16 protein-coding genes are annotated in these 16,474 nt (G+C 44.8%); all 16 read right to left on the reverse strand.

The genetic code is table 11. The annotated features are described in order from the left end of the window. Positions 1-83 precede the first annotated feature (83 nt). Positions 84-878 (reverse strand): ABC transporter permease, encoded by a 795-nt coding sequence (locus ABGV42_RS14975; RefSeq protein WP_347382339.1) that lies wholly within the window; start codon positions 876-878, stop codon positions 84-86. Next, positions 871-1,779 (reverse strand): ABC transporter ATP-binding protein, encoded by a 909-nt coding sequence (locus tag ABGV42_RS14980; RefSeq protein ID WP_347382340.1) that lies wholly within the window; start codon positions 1,777-1,779, stop codon positions 871-873. The genes ABGV42_RS14975 and ABGV42_RS14980 overlap by 8 nt, the downstream gene beginning before the upstream one ends. A 32-nt stretch (positions 1,780-1,811) precedes the next feature. Then, positions 1,812-2,063 carry a hypothetical protein gene (locus ABGV42_RS14985; RefSeq protein WP_347382341.1) on the reverse strand — a complete coding sequence of 84 codons (252 nt, stop codon included), beginning with the start codon at positions 2,061-2,063 and terminating at the stop codon, positions 1,812-1,814. A 269-nt stretch (positions 2,064-2,332) separates the two neighbouring features. Further along, positions 2,333-2,851, reverse strand: a complete 519-nt coding sequence (locus ABGV42_RS14990) for a hypothetical protein (RefSeq protein ID WP_347382342.1) — start codon at positions 2,849-2,851, stop codon at positions 2,333-2,335. Positions 2,852-2,955: 104 nt separating this feature from the next. Continuing rightward, positions 2,956-3,507 (reverse strand): VanZ family protein, encoded by a 552-nt coding sequence (locus ABGV42_RS14995; RefSeq protein WP_347383251.1) that lies wholly within the window; start codon positions 3,505-3,507, stop codon positions 2,956-2,958. Between the two features lie 43 nt (positions 3,508-3,550). Continuing rightward, the gene (locus ABGV42_RS15000; RefSeq protein WP_347382343.1) at positions 3,551-4,468 is read right to left on the reverse strand and encodes an LCP family protein; all 918 of its coding nucleotides are present in this window, start codon (positions 4,466-4,468) and stop codon (positions 3,551-3,553) included. A 36-nt stretch (positions 4,469-4,504) separates the two neighbouring features. Then, complete coding sequence (locus tag ABGV42_RS15005) at positions 4,505-5,836, reverse strand: UDP-glucose dehydrogenase family protein (RefSeq protein ID WP_347382344.1); 1,332 nt, start codon at positions 5,834-5,836, stop codon at positions 4,505-4,507. Beyond that, the gene (locus ABGV42_RS15010) at positions 5,833-7,227 is read right to left on the reverse strand and encodes a sugar phosphate nucleotidyltransferase (protein ID WP_347382345.1); all 1,395 of its coding nucleotides are present in this window, start codon (positions 7,225-7,227) and stop codon (positions 5,833-5,835) included. Before ABGV42_RS15010 ends, ABGV42_RS15005 begins: the two co-directional genes overlap by 4 nt. 31 nt (positions 7,228-7,258) lie before the next feature. Then, positions 7,259-8,257 carry a polysaccharide pyruvyl transferase family protein gene (locus ABGV42_RS15015; protein ID WP_347382346.1) on the reverse strand — a complete coding sequence of 333 codons (999 nt, stop codon included), beginning with the start codon at positions 8,255-8,257 and terminating at the stop codon, positions 7,259-7,261. Beyond that, the gene (locus ABGV42_RS15020; protein ID WP_347382347.1) at positions 8,223-9,608 is read right to left on the reverse strand and encodes a lipopolysaccharide biosynthesis protein; all 1,386 of its coding nucleotides are present in this window, start codon (positions 9,606-9,608) and stop codon (positions 8,223-8,225) included. The genes ABGV42_RS15015 and ABGV42_RS15020 overlap by 35 nt, the downstream gene beginning before the upstream one ends. Beyond that, a complete protein-coding gene (locus ABGV42_RS15025; protein WP_347382348.1) occupies positions 9,608-10,504 on the reverse strand; it encodes a glycosyltransferase in 897 nt (298 codons plus the stop codon). The genes ABGV42_RS15020 and ABGV42_RS15025 overlap by 1 nt, the downstream gene beginning before the upstream one ends. A gap of 33 nt (positions 10,505-10,537) precedes the next feature. After that, positions 10,538-11,683 (reverse strand): glycosyltransferase family 4 protein, encoded by a 1,146-nt coding sequence (locus tag ABGV42_RS15030; protein ID WP_347382349.1) that lies wholly within the window; start codon positions 11,681-11,683, stop codon positions 10,538-10,540. 36 nt (positions 11,684-11,719) lie between these two features. Next, positions 11,720-12,802, reverse strand: a complete 1,083-nt coding sequence (locus tag ABGV42_RS15035; protein ID WP_347382350.1) for a glycosyltransferase family 4 protein — start codon at positions 12,800-12,802, stop codon at positions 11,720-11,722. 1 nt (position 12,803) lies between these two features. Further along, the gene (locus ABGV42_RS15040) at positions 12,804-13,967 is read right to left on the reverse strand and encodes a glycosyltransferase (RefSeq protein ID WP_347382351.1); all 1,164 of its coding nucleotides are present in this window, start codon (positions 13,965-13,967) and stop codon (positions 12,804-12,806) included. Continuing rightward, the gene (locus ABGV42_RS15045; protein ID WP_347382352.1) at positions 13,964-15,277 is read right to left on the reverse strand and encodes a hypothetical protein; all 1,314 of its coding nucleotides are present in this window, start codon (positions 15,275-15,277) and stop codon (positions 13,964-13,966) included. The genes ABGV42_RS15040 and ABGV42_RS15045 overlap by 4 nt, the downstream gene beginning before the upstream one ends. An 11-nt stretch (positions 15,278-15,288) precedes the next feature. Next, on the reverse strand, positions 15,289-16,473 hold the full coding sequence (locus ABGV42_RS15050) for a glycosyltransferase family 4 protein (RefSeq protein WP_347382353.1): 1,185 nt from the start codon (positions 16,471-16,473) through the stop codon (positions 15,289-15,291). Position 16,474: the final 1 nt, after the last annotated feature.

Raw genomic sequence — 16,474 nt, forward strand, 5'->3', positions numbered from 1 at the left:
AAGTATTGCCACATTGCATGTCAGTTAACGTGAAGGACCTTTCTCTTGCCGATGAAAAATGAACAAAAAAAAGAAGCAGGCGGTTAGCCTGCCACATCTCTTTTGCTGAAAACAACCCACGAAACAACCATAAAAATTACATAGTATACGGCCAACACGGCAACCGAGAAGCCAAGGGTCATTCCCGCATTACCTCCGCCGAACAATCCGAGGTCCATTCCCGAATTCATATACCGGCTGAGATCCATGTTATTAAATAGTACATATTTGGCCCAGTCATAGCGAGCCGGATTGAAGATTAAGGCAAATATACTCTGGGTAAACATGATAAACAGTGACAAACCAATCGCCAGTGCTCCCGAACGAAACACAGAGGAAACCATAAAGGCAATGGCCAGCGTTATAAACAGATCCACGTACAGATAGGCCCATAACGTAAAGGCATACGCTGCCGAGGTTACGCCTCCATTGGCACTTCCGTCATGGGAGAACAGGATATAGGACATGCCCGTTGCGAGCAAGAGAATCAGAACTGTACTGAGCAGACTGAACCCCAGTACCGTAATGTATTTTGAAGCCAGAATCTTGCTGCGGGACCACGGACGAATGAGCAGCAGCTTGATTGTACCCCATGTAAATTCACCAGCTACCGCTTCAGCCGCAATAACCACACAGAAGATGGTATTCAGGAAAAATACGATCTGAACCGTCGTTATCGCCGCTTCCCAGAAGTAAACGTCACCGCCTCCCATGCCTTCTCTCAGCAGCACCGGAAGCAGCAGCGAGATTAAGGCCAAAAAGGAAAGCATGATCCAGGTACGGGGACGCCGGAATATTTTCATATTTTCATTCAATAAAAGATTACCAAAGTTAGGCAATACCTCCGCCCCCAGTCACTTGTAAAAATTGATCTTCGAGTGTATGTGTTACGTTACGGATACCGTATATCTGAATGCCTTCGCTTACCAGTCTGGCGTTCAAGTCCGGAATCTGTTCACGCGACAGACGTACCACAAGCATGTTACCTTGGATCACAGCATCTTCAATCAGTTCCGAGGCACGCTGTACATCATTCACCTCAAAGGCAACTTCTGTGAGTGCATCCGTCCCGGCTTCCGCTTTGAGGTTTCTCACGTCAATCAGCTTGCCATTTTGGATTATGGCAACCGTATCACACATGAGTTCCATCTCTGACAACAAGTGACTGGAAACAAAGACCGTAATGCCTTCTTCACGGGTGAGCTGACGCAGATAATCCCGAAGTTCCCGAATCCCTTGCGGATCAAGACCGTTGGTTGGCTCATCCAGCACAAGCAGCTTCGGCTTATGTAATATGGCCTGGGCGACACCAAGACGCTGACGCATACCCAGAGAATAGGTTTTCACCTTGTCATGAATACGGGCGGTAAGCCCTACACGCTCAATGGTTTCCGCAATTCGTTCTTTCGTAATCCCTGGCGACATGCGGGCAAAATGGACAAGATTCTGATATCCGGTGAGAAACTTATACATTTCCGGATTCTCTACAATGGCACCCACCTGGGCCACCGCTTGCTCAAATTCATTTTTAATACTATGTCCCGAGATGAAGATATCTCCCTTACTAATGGACATAAGTCCGACCATCATTCGGATCGTTGTTGTTTTACCAGCACCATTTGGCCCTAAAAAACCAAAAACCTGCCCCGGAGAAATATCCAGAGTCAGGTCGCTGACCAACGATCGGGAAGATATGATTTTACTGACGCCCTGAAGTCGGACGACCGGCTCCTGCTGCATGCAATTCCCTCCCTCATCGACAGGCTTATGAATCATGCCCGCCTCTCATATGAACATAGTGTATCATAATCTTTGGCATAATGTCCCGTAAACTGGGTGTTCTCCTTACGCTTCATATGGATCTGACACGCTCCACAGCATCCAAGCGGCATCTCACTCCGGTAAAATCCGGTGCGAAATACGTGATTGCCTCCATAGCCCTCTTCCTTTAATTCGACAGAGCCTCTACCAACCGACACAATCATCCCACAACTGACACAGTAAAAGCGGCTCGTTTCGATCACTGAAATTCCTTCCCCTCAACAAGGAGTAATGTAGTCCCTGTTATTTGTCGTTAGAAGCTGAATTTTGATACATTTTGTATCTACCTCGTAATTTACTTGACCACAGGACTATTGTCAAGCCCCTTCTGCCTTTAAAAAGGGATAAAACGCAAAAAAGGCTCTATAAATGCGACAAAAGTCTCGCATTTATAGAGCCTTTTTTAGGAACAATGATACAAATTGATGCAAAGTATGGGTGTATATCAAACTACCTGCCGACATCAAGGGAATCACTCACTGCTATCACTTGAATCCTGTTCCTCGCCCTTATCAGGGTAATACCAGAGCAGCGTCCATTCCTTCCCATCCTGTACAACATAACAGGTCTGTACAATGTCCAGTTGCCCAAAGGTGCTTCTGTACTTCATGGTTATTCCAATCTTGTACGCCTCGCCAAATGGCTCTACACCGTCCATCACCGTAACATCAAATTCCCGCTCCGGTTTTTCCATCTCGAACTCAAAGGTTTCCACGCCAAAATGCTGCATAAAAATATGAGCCCTGGACTGTAAATAAGCACTTTTGGAGAAACGCTCCTTCATCAATGGGTGAAACAGTTCCCATGAACTGCCGAAATCACCCGCCTGTTCGAACTTGTAAAACTCTTCAACCACCGAAGCAGCTTCGTCTGGCGCATCGGCACGAAAGAGATAGGGGATGGTTCTGCCAATTAGCCATAATAGCAGCAGCACAAGTGCAACGAATCCGATCTTTTTGAACAAGGCATTCCGATTGCGCCTTCGCAGCATGTCCGTCCCTCCTGTCCTACTCCATTCTTATGATGGATCGGAGGAAAGTAGAAGCTGGAGGGCCCAGAGCATTTCCTGGGAAATCACTTTATTCACGTTTAATTTCAGGAGCCCGGATTTCCGCGAGACCTTAATTTACGAATTGTAGCCTTCGTCACCACATATATTGCAATTCCGCAGCAGCCTCCGATCAGATCCACGCCGATATCACGTATCGAACTTGTTCGATTAGGGCTGAACTGCTGTATATATTCATCGATAGAGGCGATCATAGCTACCACAATCAGCGAAGCAGCGATACAGGTCAGCATTCGCATTTTCCTGTATCGCAGTCCACCGTAGACAAGAACCGCCAGCACAGCATAGACAAATAGGTGTGCACTCTTGCGAAATATAAACTCGGCAAAATCATAGGGTCTCTGTCTCAGTGAATAGTCATGATCTCCGTAAGTAAACTGTACATCAGGCAGTGCAAATCCGATTTTGACTTTTTCGGACAATTGATGCAGCCAAGGCTGGATGGTCTGCTGTTGGTAGGATTGTTTGGACATGGACCAAATCACCAGCACCCAAGCTGCAACCAATAACAAGGACAGGATAAAACCGTATAATCTCCGTCTGCGTCCGTGTCTCCTTTTTCTGGAGCCCTCCTCCATCAGTATTGTAATCACCACTTTCGTTGCCCAATCAAAAATCCTTTTATTTCTGCAGATTCTCTTGAATTATCCCATGAATGCGATCCCGTTCCTGCTGTTCCACAATGTAATAGTAGATACCATCGATTTTTTCGCCCTTGCCCTTGATCTCCACCGTATCAATATGTTCCAGATCACTGCGGTAATCGAGGATAAGTTCCTTCATTTCGTCAAAAGTCAGATCCGTCCTGACATGCGTCCCGAGCTCATCCAGCATATTTTGAAGATTGAGCACACTGGAGAACTGCATTGTATTTTTCATCATTTGTTTCAGAACTTCACGTTGCCGTCCATTACGACCCAGGTCTCCTTGGGGATCATCATACCGCATTCTTGAAAAACCGAGTGCAGCCACGCCATCGAGATGAATATTCCCCTGCTCGTAACGCCGGCCGTCATAATCGAATGCAAACGGATTATTTACGTCTACACCGCCGACCAAATCAATGATTTTCGCAAAACCTTCCATGTCCACCTTCATATAATAATGAATAGGAGCATCTAGAAATTGTTCCACGGTTCTCACGGACATGTCTACTCCGCCGAAGGCATAGGCGTGATTAATTTTGTCTTCTGTGTTGTGACCAACAATCTCGGTTCGTGTATCCCTCGGAATATTAAACATAAGCACTTGTTTTTTGCCAGGATTCACACTTAATACGATCATTGTATCCGAGCGCCCTGGATCATTCGGACGTTCATCCACTCCGAGAATAAGAGCATTGAAGGGCTCTTTACTATTAATATCAACAGGCAGCCCGCCTCTACTATCCGAAATTGAGACAGGCTGAGCAGGATCACGCGGCTCGTAGATCTGATCAGCCGTAGATTTGACGGATTGGTATAGGTACATCGCATAACCAAATACAGCAATGATGAAAATGGAAACCACCCAGATCGAAATTTTCATCCATTTTTTCATGGTATTTCCTCACTCACGTTATGATGATGTTCCCCTTTAGATAATCGCTGCTGCTTTGCCTTCAGCATGATTGAGGCCAGGACGGCCCACAGAGTAATATTGGAACCCGGAGGCTTTAATTTGTTCCTTGTTATACACGTTACGTCCGTCAATCATGATCGCTTCACTCATCATGCTCGCAAGCTCCATCAGATTCATCTGGGAGAACTCTTTCCACTCTGTCAGCACGCAAAGTGCATCGGCTCCTCTGGCAGCATGAAGCGGGTTTTCTTCCCAAACAATCGAGGTGGCATCAACTTCTTTGCGGAAGTTGGCTGTGGCAATCGGATCATAAGCCTTAACAACAGCCCCGGCCTCTGTCAAATACCTAATAATATCGATAGCTGGTGCGTCCCTGACATCATCAGTATCAGGCTTAAAAGCAAGTCCCCAGACAGCAATGGTTCTACCGCTAAGGGTTCCGAAAATTTCTTCAAGCTTGCGAATGACATTGAAACGTTGGTCCTGATTAACCTGGACGACGGATTTCAATAATCTGAAATCGTAATCAACTTGGCCCGCGATTTGAATCAGAGCCTGTGTATCTTTTGGGAAACATGAACCCCCGTAGCCAATACCAGCCTTCAGGAATGAAGAACCGATTCGTTTATCATATCCCATGCCTTCCGCTACGCGTGTAACATCGGCGCCAACTTTTTCACATATATTCGAGATTTCGTTAATAAATGATATTTTGGTTGCGAGGAATGCATTGGAAGCGTACTTAATCATCTCAGCTGACCGGATGTCCGTAATAATCAAGTTCTCGGTTAACGGGCGGTGAAGTTTCTTGAGCGCTTGAATTGCTCGTTCACTGTCCGTACCAATCACGATACGATCAGGGTTCAATGTATCCTTTACTGCAGAACCTTCACGCAAAAATTCAGGTACCGAAGCGACATCAAACGGTTGGGTGGAAATACTCTGGATTAACTCTCTTACGCGATCATTAGTGCCCACAGGCACTGTACTCTTGGTCACAACAATTTTATAGCTCTCCAGATGGGTTCCAATTTCAATGGCCACTTGCTCGACGTATCCCAGATTGGCCTCTCCGTTTGGCAAAGAGGGGGTTCCGACTGCGATGAAAATAATATCGGATTCACGTATGGCCGCTGCGATATCAGACGTGAAGGATAACTTTCCTGCCCGCTTGTTGGCAATCATGAGTTCCTGGAGTCCAGGCTCGTAAATGGGGACTTCACCTGCATTCAGCATCTCCACTTTGTCCTGATTGTTATCTACACAGATAACCCGATTGCCGAGTTCAGAAAAGCAGACTCCCGATACTAGACCTACATACCCTGTTCCAATTACCGCAATATTCATCTTGTTTTCCCCCAGTTCACACAATTTTGGATGATGTCCGCCCATTCCATTTCAATCCTTACAATATCCTCTTCGATCAGCTCGCTGCCCATCTGGACTTCGATAATTTCAAGTTCTGTGATAGCTCTTACACTATGCTTTCCGCCAGATGGGATTGAAATGGTATCGCCCTGATGAATCTGTTTTAATTCACCATCCAGAATGAACTCACCTTGCCCGGAAACGACGGTCCAAACTTCGTTTCGTTTCAGATGATACTGGTAAGACAGATTTTTATCGGCTCCAATAATAATGCGTTTCGTCAGTACCTCTTCGCCCTTGGAATTCCGTGTATAATCGAGAACTCTATAACAGCCCCAGCGTCGTTCTTCATACATGGGGCGTTCCGCACTATCTTTAAGAATTTCTTTGATCTGTGGACTGGCCTCTTTCTCGCTGACCAGAATACCATCCGGGCTTGTAGCCACAATCACATTGGAAACACCAAGTACGCATACGGGGATATTCAACTCGTTGACCAGATGTGTATTTAATGAGCTGTCTGTAACGACTCCTTTTCCCACAATATTGGTGCTCATCTCATCCGTCAGCGTATTCCACGTCCCTAAATCTTTCCAATATCCATCGTAAGGTGTAACGACAATCTGAGAGGCTTTTTCGACGACTTGATAGTCAAAGCTGATTTTCTCCAGCCTTCCGTATTGCTTGAGCATCTCTTCATACTGAATGGGCAGCTCAAGCTCGATCAGCAGATTAATCAGGTAATTAAGCTTGAACGCAAAAACCCCGCAATTCCAAAGGGCAGATTGCTCGATCATCTCTGCCGCTTCAGCCTCGCGAGGTTTCTCTTGAAAACGGGATACCTTGGCGTATTCCATATGCACTTTTTCTCTCGTTTCGCTTGGTTCAGTAACGATATAACCATATTTCTCGGAAGGATAAGTTGGTTTCACCCCAATTAATGCTAAATCTACTTCTGATTCCAACAGAATCTGTTCTAGATCCATAACTTTATAAAAGAAGGATTCCTCCACATAAGGGTCAACCGGAAGTACAGCCACCGTTTCGTTCAGACTTACTCCCTGCACCGAATAGAGATAGACAGCCGCTAATGCGATAGCAGGAAAGGTATCCCTGCGTTCCGGCTCAACTACAAGGTCAACATCCTCACCCAGTTGGCTCTGTAAAATTTCCACCTGTGGCTTGCTGGTTGCGATTGTAGCCTGTTCACTCAAACCTGTCTGCTGCAGCTGCCGCCATACACGCTGCACCATTGATTCCGATTGCCCCTGCGGACCTTCAAGCACTTTGAGGAACTGCTTGGAACGTGTATCATTGGACAAGGGCCACAACCTTTTGCCCGAACCACCAGAAAGAAGTACGATTCTCATGACGTCGTCACTCACTCCTTTATATCTATTTTTATACGGTTGCAGTCGTTGTTTCCCTAAATCCCTGTTCCACGGAAGTTCTGCCTTTGGCGGAACCGTCCATGTTTGCCGTGTTCACCTCATGCGTCCAAAGCTGATAATAACCCGAATTTTTACCGTACGAGTTATCAATAAGTACGTTTGGCTTTGCCATCAGACACGAGAGGATATGTCCATGCAATCTGGAGGTATGGATTACTTCATATTGAGCAAAGAGGCGAATGGCCTTATGCATCAGGTAGTCGCTATACACTTTCCATGTCCAGTGCACCATGACACTCCCCTTATACTTGCGCAGAGCTTTCCCGATCCAATGAACCAGTTTGCGTTCATACCTGTTATATAAGGTAGGCCAATCATAAGTGTTTCCTTGCGTTGGCGAAATGGAGGATTGCTCCGAGTTCACTTCAATATCTGTTCGCAAAAAATCCAATCTTTCTTTTCGCGGTGCATTTTTGAACTCAATAGGCCAGAGCTGATGCGCCATATCGGGAAGCAGACTGACATTACAATTCGGGAAATGCTTGAAAATTAGCTGATATGATTTCTCGTCTCGAAGAAAGAGGTGTAAATCCGAATGTTTGTTGAAGATGGATGCTGTCTTCTGTAGGGCACTTTCATTTTTGTAAAAAACGGTTTGAGGAAGCATGACTATGCGATGATGAGGATAGTTTTTCACGATTTTCTCACGCAAACTTTGGTGTGCTTCATATAAATCACCGAAATTGCCGCCACCGTGCAGCACAATGATATGATCTTTTGGGATCTCAACCTGTTCGGTAAAATCATAAACACTGTACCTCTTGGTCACCTTAATCTGATAATCCTTGAAAAAGACTTCAGTCCCCTTCATGATCAACAGATCACCGCAATTGCTATGAACGGGATAATCAATATAGAAAATTTTCGATTTTGGAGGGACAACCTCCAATATTTGCTTCAACCGTTGCTTCAACTCATCCATGGGGTGAGTTCTTTGCGAGTTTGGCATCTTTCCGGGCTCCTTTGAATGGATTCTTCTCTCTAAACTGCTGCTTCAGGAATTTGATATCTTCCTTGTCATAGAGCATGCTGCGAACGGGCAGCTTGAACAGAACCGAGATCGAGATCAGTGACATTAGAATGCGAACAAACGAACCAATTAGCAATGCAACACCAATGCCCAACAGCCCGAGCATAGGGGTAAGCACAAAAAATAACGTGACTGTCACGGTCAACGCAATGACCTGCCTGAGCACGATAACACCTGGCCTACCGAGCGCATTAAAAGCCGACGCCAGTATCCATGATCCTCCACCAACGATGCATTCCAACGAAAGCAAGTAAAATACGCCACTGGCCTGCAAAAACTCAGGCCCGAAAAGAAGGCCTATGAAAAAACGTCCAATGAGCATACTCGGTATGACTACGATGGTCATTAGAACCATGCTAATTCGAAAAGCTCTGCCAACAAGCAGCAGTACTTGCTCCTTCTCCATGCCTGCTACCTTTGGAAAAATAACATTGGTAATTGCGTTCTGTACGACATTAAACATCCTCGAAAGAGCATATACAACCGAATAAAGGCCGAAATCACGAGGTGTAAGGAGAGCAATAATGATAATCTTATCGAACTGGGTATAAAGCGTTCCCAGCAGCTCAACACCATACACGCGGATACCATAACTGAACAAATGCACACAAGCCTTAAATTGATGGATCAATTGAGAAATAGAAGCAAATATCTGTCGTCTCATCATGAACATGTAGGTGACCAATACAAGAAGTGTCGAAGCAAGACTTACTGCAATTGCTCGTTCTACCGTTAGTGAACCAGCCAGCCAGAAACCGATCAAACCTAACAAATTCAACAAAGGTACGAGCAGCCTGGACAGATTATAGATGTGAAATCGTTCCGTGCCCTGGGCAGCAGCTGCCAACACTCCTGTCAATAAAAGGACCGGGACCATAAGCACCGTGTACCAGCGCGCCAGTGTGACCAATGTATCCGAGTATCCCGCTAGCCAAGAGGACATACACAGCCAACTGATCAAACCGACAATTATACTGATTGGTAGCTGTACGACGAAGCTCATTCCAATATAGGTAGATAACTGCTGCTGATACTTTTTCACGTTGTAAATCAACGAAGTAGGCAGGCCAAATGCCGCGAGTCCGGACAGCAGTGCTGGCCAGAACAACACGGTGGCAAGTTCCCCTTTGCCCGTTGCTCCAAACATGCGGGCCGTCAGAATGGATGTAATTGTAGTTAGTGCCATAATAGCAATGTTCGCAAAACTGGTCATGAAGATGGTTTGAAGCATACTGCGCTGTCTGGGGGGCTTAGCGATCGCTATGCTCATTACGTATTCAATCCTTTGCCATTGCGGAATGAGCCTACTATCGTTCCATTACGATAGGAAATTTTGGCCATCTGACTGGTTACCTTTTTTACATTGTTAAAGGAGATTGCAATAAGTAAAGCCGACTGTGCAATTCGAATCAGATGTTTATAAATTCCCCATGCGCTCTTTTGATAGCGGGTTGCATCACTAATCCCCTGCCAGTATACCCGGCGCAACAACCAACGCTTATTTAGCCTGCTTTTGGCAATCTTATGTTCTACAACCGCATATGGACTGTAATATATTTTATGAACTAATCGGACCCGGCCAATGAGTTCGCTCTCTTCGCTCGACATCAGGTTATTTCCTACACGTCCTAGATCCACTCTAAATGGCTGGATCTCCTTAAATATACTCTTTCTAAATGATACATTTGCTCCAAATGGAATATGGGGAGCCTTCATCTCCACGATACTGTCAGAAAAGTCCATTACGGTATACAAACTCACAATATCATCTGGAATCCACTCCGGTTTTCCACCTTCCCAGATGGGCACGATCTTACCACCCACACAACCTATGTCAGGGTCCATATCAAATATTTTGATAACTTCGTCAACCCAGGTGGGAGCAGCAAGGGCATCGTCATCCAAAAACATCACAAACTCGCCTTTTGCTTCCTCAATAGCCCTGTTCCTTGCATAGGACAACCCTAACTGTGGCTCAAAAATATAACGCACATGTTCGGGAAAACCCAAGGATGCGAACAATTCTTTCGTATTATCTGTAGAACGATTATCAATAACCAAAATTTCATACGCCGTGTAGTCCGAATCACCTTTTAATATACTATCAACAGCCTGCATGGTGTCATTACCCCTGTTATGTGTACAGATGGCTACTGATGCCCTCATCTTCTCACCTCAAAATATGCAGTTTTTTTGTGCTCAGGCCAGTTGTCTTAACAGCTGACCCCGATGTGACCAAAGACAATGGTTGATGACCCAGTCATGGCCATTTTCACCGAGTTTTTGTGCCAGTTCCTCATCCACCACCAATTGTTCGATCCGGTCCGCAATCTCGCTTTCGTCCAATGGATCGACGAGATAACCGGTAACGCGATCCCTGACGGCATCGGGAATACCGCCGCTATTGCCGCCAATGACTGGTAACCGGTAATAGTTAGCTTCCAGAAATACAATCCCGAAACCTTCGACATCACCTTTTTCCTTAATATCTCGACTGGGCATGATGAACAGGTCAGAGCATTGATACAATTGATGAAGTTCGTGATCGGGGATGCCCCCTGTAAAAACCACGACATCTTCCAGAGCATACAGTCCAACCAAACGTTCCAGTTCACTTCGATAAGGACCTTCACCACAAATGACATATTTCAGATGGGGAATGTGCTGAGTGACATGACGAATCGCTCTCAGTGTAATGTCATGTCCTTTCCGCTCCACCAACCTTGAAACGGTAATCAACACTTTTTTTCCATGTAAACCATACTTATTCCGTACATCCTCTTCCTCACTTGCAGCACTCTTCAACTTACCTATGTTTAGTCCAGGTGGAATGATCACGATTCGTTCTTCCCGAATGCCTAATTCAATCAGTCTCGATCTGGTATATTGACTATTGGCTATCACCTTATCGGAACGTCGCAAAATGTACATTAAAACCGGAAAAAGCTTGCTGTTCTGCATACCCATGACGTCCAGTCCATGAACGTAGGTGAAGTATCTGGTACCAAAGCAAGTTTTCATGACTGGTCCAGCAATCCCCACAGGAAACACATTGATAAAATGGATTTCGTCTGTCTTTTTGCGCCATTTCAGCACGACTAGCTGGATCATTAAAATAAGTTGTGAGATAAGCAAGAGTACTTTATTCGAGTTCCAGAAAATGCGCTTGCGTATAATTTCAAATTCTGCTTCCTCGTCAAACTGCCTGGCCTGCTCCGTATTTTTGATTTTATTGGTCAGAACCGTGGTTTCCTCCGCAGGCATCTGGGAGATTAGCCCATAAGCATAATCATGAATTCCGCCTTTTTCAGGGGGGAAATCAATTGCTACAAAAACTTTTTTCATATCCGTATCTCCCTTGAAAGACCGTGGCCAGCCTCTTTATACCGTATTCATGATAATATTGACCGTATCTTTGGCACATTTGTTCCAGGAAAAGAAAGCAGAATGTTCCTTGCCCTTGGTGGACAACTGACGTCCGAGCTCTGGATCGGATGTAATCTCCACCAGACGTGCAGCAGCTTCCTGCGGATGGTGTGGATCAAAATACAGCCCTGCGTCACCGCATACTTCCGGAATAGACCCACGGGAGGAAACAATCACCGGACATCCCAGAGCCATTGCCTCCAGCGGTGGCAATCCAAACCCCTCGTACAATGAAGGGAAAATGAAACCGGCCGCATGTTCATACAATGCTTTTAACTCCTCATCAGAGACGTAACCAACCCAATTAACCCCATCTGAATCGCTGACCTCGTGATTGCCGAATACCTTGCTGTTTTTGGATCCGACAATAACAACGCTCAGATTTTGAGCCTTCACTTCAGGTAATATCTCTAAAATTAATTTGAAATTTTTATATGGATTCATTGTGCTGACAGCCAGTACATAAGGTGACTGAATACCATACTTTTCTAAAGTTCCTTGAGCAGCCTGCCTGTCATGAATATGATCTATTCCCAAATGGGTAACAGAAACCTTCTGCGCAGCAATTTTACAATGTTGGATCAGTTCTCCTTTGGAGAAATTGGATACCGTAATTACCTTTTTGGATATCCTCCCCAACCTAACCGTCAAAAACTGGTACCACGAACGAAACGCAAACGAAAATGCTTTAGGATAACTGAATACGGAAGCATCGTGAATGGTTACAACTTGATTTCGTTTAAAGGCTGGTCCCGTATTGCAAAGATTGATCAGCAACCCTCCCCTTGAATATAGGGGAAGTTCCAATTGCTCCCACACATGTCCCTTCAATTTGCCAACTACCTGATGACGAATGTGCTTCAGTTCAAGCTGAGTAATCACATTAGCCGGAGACAGCAGACAAAACTCGTATCTCGTTCCATCCACTTCCCCAATGTCAATCAACTTGTCGATCTCCTTTACGAGTTCAATCGCATATCGTTGTACCCCCGTAACGGTCTGGGTCAGAAAACGGGCGTTAATGTATATTGTAATCATGTCATTCTCCATTTCTGTTCGGAATTTCGAGATGTGAGGTCATGTGAGCCTCTTGAGAAGTAACACTCATATTCCGAGCCTCATAATATAGGCTCACAAATTCTTCATTCATGCGATCGGCACTAAATTTATCCTTGTATATGCCATGACCCACTTCACCCATAGCAGTCAACGTTTGTTTGTCTAACTTCTTCAAAATCTCCAGCAGTTCTTCTGGTTGGTCCAGATCAAAGATGTAACCGTTCACTTCATGCGAGACTACTTCCGGTAAGGATGAACGATTACTTGCTATTACCGCTTTCCGATTCTTCATTGCCTCCAGAGCGACCAGCGGTAAGCCTTCCCACCTGGATGGCATAATCACTGCATCGCATTGCTGGTAATAACGGTCAATTGAGGCATTATCCACCCAACCCAGTCGAGTAACATTTTCAGGGAAATGCCATTCGTTCTTCTCCAACACGCTGTCCCCAATAACATACAGCCGGATCAGTTCTTGAAGTTCCGGATGTTTGCCCAACACCTCAAGCAGAACGTCCAGTCCCTTCTGTCGGTCAAACCGACCAACGAACAAAAGTTGAATTACCTCTGAAGCTTCAGCGTAGTTCCAGTCAGGAAGTGCAGTCTGTTCGGCTGGAGCATTTGTTTTTCGATCCCGCAGGCCACTGTATACAAACCTTGATTTGACTGGAGACATGCCCAGCCTTACGGACTGTTCCAGTTCATATTTGGAAATATTGACGATGAAATCCGTTTTTAGTTCAAGAATCTTCTCAATCATGAAATAAGCCTTTTTATTGATAGGCTTGGTATCCATGAGAAAAGACCAACCATGCGAGCAATACAATACACTTGCTTTGCGTGGAGAAACAAAAAACAAGCCCCTTGCAAGCATCCCCGCAAAAGAGCTATGAACGTGAATAATATCTGGTTGAATTTGCTTAATGGCTTGATGGATCTGTCTCATAGCAGAAAAAAAGTGCTTCGGATGCCGCTTATACTTATATCGTACAATCCGATCCGGTTCCAAATCGAAATCTGAAGCAGAATTGTAATCACTCATTAACAGATACACATCGAAAAAACGACGTTGATATGCAACAACTTCGTTTAAATAAGTTGCCACTCCCCCAACAACGTATTCCCCTATATGCAACACTTTCATTTAAGCTCACCCGTTTCATATGGTATATCGCCTGCTTCGCGTTGTTGATAAAGGGCCATGCCGATGACGATCCAGATCGATATATTGCCGGGGAACATCTCGAGTACGTTCGTCGTAAGACTTGATGCCGCCACTCCGACGCCAAGAGCAATCGCCATTTGCGGTAAACCCATGATGTTTACAGAAGGCAGCCGATTCATTCGTTTCACAAGGCAGATCATGATCCACATAAATAAGGCAAGCCAATACAACATGCCAAACCACCCTGTCTGTTCATAAAACGAAAAATATTGATTGTCTACGGCAAAGTTATTCGATTGTAAACCAATGACATGTGTTCTTCTACTGGCTGCACCTACAGAGCCAATCCCATTTCCTATTATTCCTGCCATTGAGTAAGGTGAGGTCAGATTTGCACCCCAGGCCTGAAAACGGTCCATCAAGGAGCTCACGGACAGAAGATTATAGCTATTCAGCATCTGGGTGCCCAGCATTGCGCCAGCGGGAAGCAGCAGAAACACACCTGCCAGCAGTAGCACGTTTTGTTTATTGTATTTCCGAACACGGAGAAGAAACATAACAATCTGATAAACAATCCAAAGAACCAACGCAGACCGAATGGTGGATAAAAGCAAAAAACTGATCGTCAGCAACTGGATACTTAGACGTATTAGTCTGTTCTTTTCCGCCAAACGAATTCTCTCAGCGATCAAACCTGAAATCAATAGAGCATACGCGTAGCCGTCAGGCGAATATGTGATCGAGGACAGTCTCGGCACACCTTCGAGATAGTGTTTAATGTTTACTCCATAGATAAAACCAAGTGAAATCAACTTATCTATGCCAAGTGAATATTGGATCAACCAGCCTGCAATCAACAAAAAGAAGATGATCAGATTCGTTCTGGCAAATACGTAAATCCCTTTTACCTTGGCAATAAACATTCCCGCAAAAATCATTAGGATGGGTAAGAATGTTATTTTAAGCCCGTAGATTAACGTAACTATGCTTTTGCCCAAAAGTAGGTTAAGTGAACCAATTACAACTATGGACCCGAGCAAAAATAGAAAAGGAATGATGAATTTTTGCTCGCTACGATATACTTTACTTAAGGCATATACAGCGATTAGTACCATTCCAGCATCCTTTAGAGAACGGATAAAAATGTTGTCCACGTAAATGGATATAAGCCCGTAGCATGAAAGGTAAACCACTAAGATATGCATGAGTACTTTGAACAAGGCATGATTGGATTCATCTTGGGTTCTTACGTATACCGGTGTGCCTCTATTCATGGAAATAATGTGCATGTTAACCTCCATTACCTGATCAGCTTTTCGTAAATGTCCATATGCTCCTGAAGCAGGTAAGCTTCATTAAAGGTTTGGCTATGCAAATGGCATTGCTCTTTTAGCTGCAATTTCTCGGACTCGCTCAAGCGATAGTAATGCGTGATTGACTGTGCAATGGCTTCGGCATGATGAGCAGGGAAGGCAAACTCTTCAGTGTCTAATAGTATCTCTGCCATGCCTCCAACACGCGAAGCATACACAGGTGTCCCTACCTGGTAAGCTTCTATTACAACTCTTCCAAATGGCTCATCCCATGTTGACGGTACGATGATCAGGTCCATCGCTGCCATCTGTCCTGCAATTTCTGCTTTCGCCACTTTTCCCTTAAACTCGATGCGATCATCCGAAGCCGCTGAATGCTGCAAGGTAGAAAGTAGCGGCCCTTCTCCAAAAATACATAGTTGACCAGCAATATTTTGATCCAGTGATTTAATAGCATCAATTAAATAATGGACACCTTTCACTTCAGTTAACTGTCCAAAGTATCCAATTTTCAACGGATGGTTCACGTTAACCACTTTCTGTTTATACAATTCCGTAACGGATCGGCCACTCTCTACGATATTATGAACTACATGTTTGTTTGAGTCTTCAAAGAACCCCAGCGAAGTATGACTGCCCAAGATATGGTTGGAAATGCCTATGACCGAAGATATTGTCCGACTGAATCTCTTTGAAATCGTTCTGTATATTTTGGAGTATGCAGATAGGTTGATTGGATCAATCAGGGAAAAATCCCGTAGCGTATGCACCACAGGAATGCCCATTTCATATGCTGCTCTCCAGATCGCCAGGCTAAGACCCGGGAGATTCTGTGTATGAATCAGCTCAGGCCTTGCTTTGGCTAGATACTGCTTCATGTGCTGGTACTGTCTTACATTAAAAATATCTTGAAGGCGCCACATGATTTTGCTCGGAACGGATACACTTCGGTTGGCGTCTCCAATCCAATATCGATTGTTGTAAGGTAAACGGACAACATGAATTCCATTCACTTGGTCTAATCGAATCTCTCTTTGACTATGTTCTCCGACAGTCAAGACTTCGACTTCATAATGACTACTCAGTGTCTGTGCAAGGATTTGCGTTGATATCTCAGCCCCGCCAATGATATGCGGAGGATATAAACTGTGGGCAATTAATATTTTATGCACT

Source organism: Paenibacillus pabuli (genome assembly GCF_039831995.1).
In the GTDB taxonomy this organism is placed as follows: domain Bacteria; phylum Bacillota; class Bacilli; order Paenibacillales; family Paenibacillaceae; genus Paenibacillus; species Paenibacillus pabuli_C.

What these genes read in the sequence shown, in the direction of transcription:
- ABGV42_RS14980 (WP_347382340.1), bottom strand. Translation starts at nt 1,779, where the DNA reads ATGCAGCAGGAGCCGGTCGTCCGACTTCAGGGCGTCAGTAAAATCATA.
- ABGV42_RS14990 (WP_347382342.1), bottom strand. Translation starts at nt 2,851, where the DNA reads ATGCTGCGAAGGCGCAATCGGAATGCCTTGTTCAAAAAGATCGGATTC.
- ABGV42_RS14995 (WP_347383251.1), bottom strand. Translation starts at nt 3,507, where the DNA reads ATGGAGGAGGGCTCCAGAAAAAGGAGACACGGACGCAGACGGAGATTA.
- ABGV42_RS15000 (WP_347382343.1), bottom strand. Translation starts at nt 4,468, where the DNA reads ATGAAAAAATGGATGAAAATTTCGATCTGGGTGGTTTCCATTTTCATC.
- ABGV42_RS15005 (WP_347382344.1), bottom strand. Translation starts at nt 5,836, where the DNA reads ATGAATATTGCGGTAATTGGAACAGGGTATGTAGGTCTAGTATCGGGA.
- ABGV42_RS15010 (WP_347382345.1), bottom strand. Translation starts at nt 7,227, where the DNA reads ATGAGAATCGTACTTCTTTCTGGTGGTTCGGGCAAAAGGTTGTGGCCC.
- ABGV42_RS15015 (WP_347382346.1), bottom strand. Translation starts at nt 8,257, where the DNA reads ATGCCAAACTCGCAAAGAACTCACCCCATGGATGAGTTGAAGCAACGG.
- ABGV42_RS15020 (WP_347382347.1), bottom strand. Translation starts at nt 9,608, where the DNA reads ATGAGCATAGCGATCGCTAAGCCCCCCAGACAGCGCAGTATGCTTCAA.
- ABGV42_RS15025 (WP_347382348.1), bottom strand. Translation starts at nt 10,504, where the DNA reads ATGAGGGCATCAGTAGCCATCTGTACACATAACAGGGGTAATGACACC.
- ABGV42_RS15030 (WP_347382349.1), bottom strand. Translation starts at nt 11,683, where the DNA reads ATGAAAAAAGTTTTTGTAGCAATTGATTTCCCCCCTGAAAAAGGCGGA.
- ABGV42_RS15035 (WP_347382350.1), bottom strand. Translation starts at nt 12,802, where the DNA reads ATGATTACAATATACATTAACGCCCGTTTTCTGACCCAGACCGTTACG.
- ABGV42_RS15040 (WP_347382351.1), bottom strand. Translation starts at nt 13,967, where the DNA reads ATGAAAGTGTTGCATATAGGGGAATACGTTGTTGGGGGAGTGGCAACT.
- ABGV42_RS15045 (WP_347382352.1), bottom strand. Translation starts at nt 15,277, where the DNA reads ATGCACATTATTTCCATGAATAGAGGCACACCGGTATACGTAAGAACC.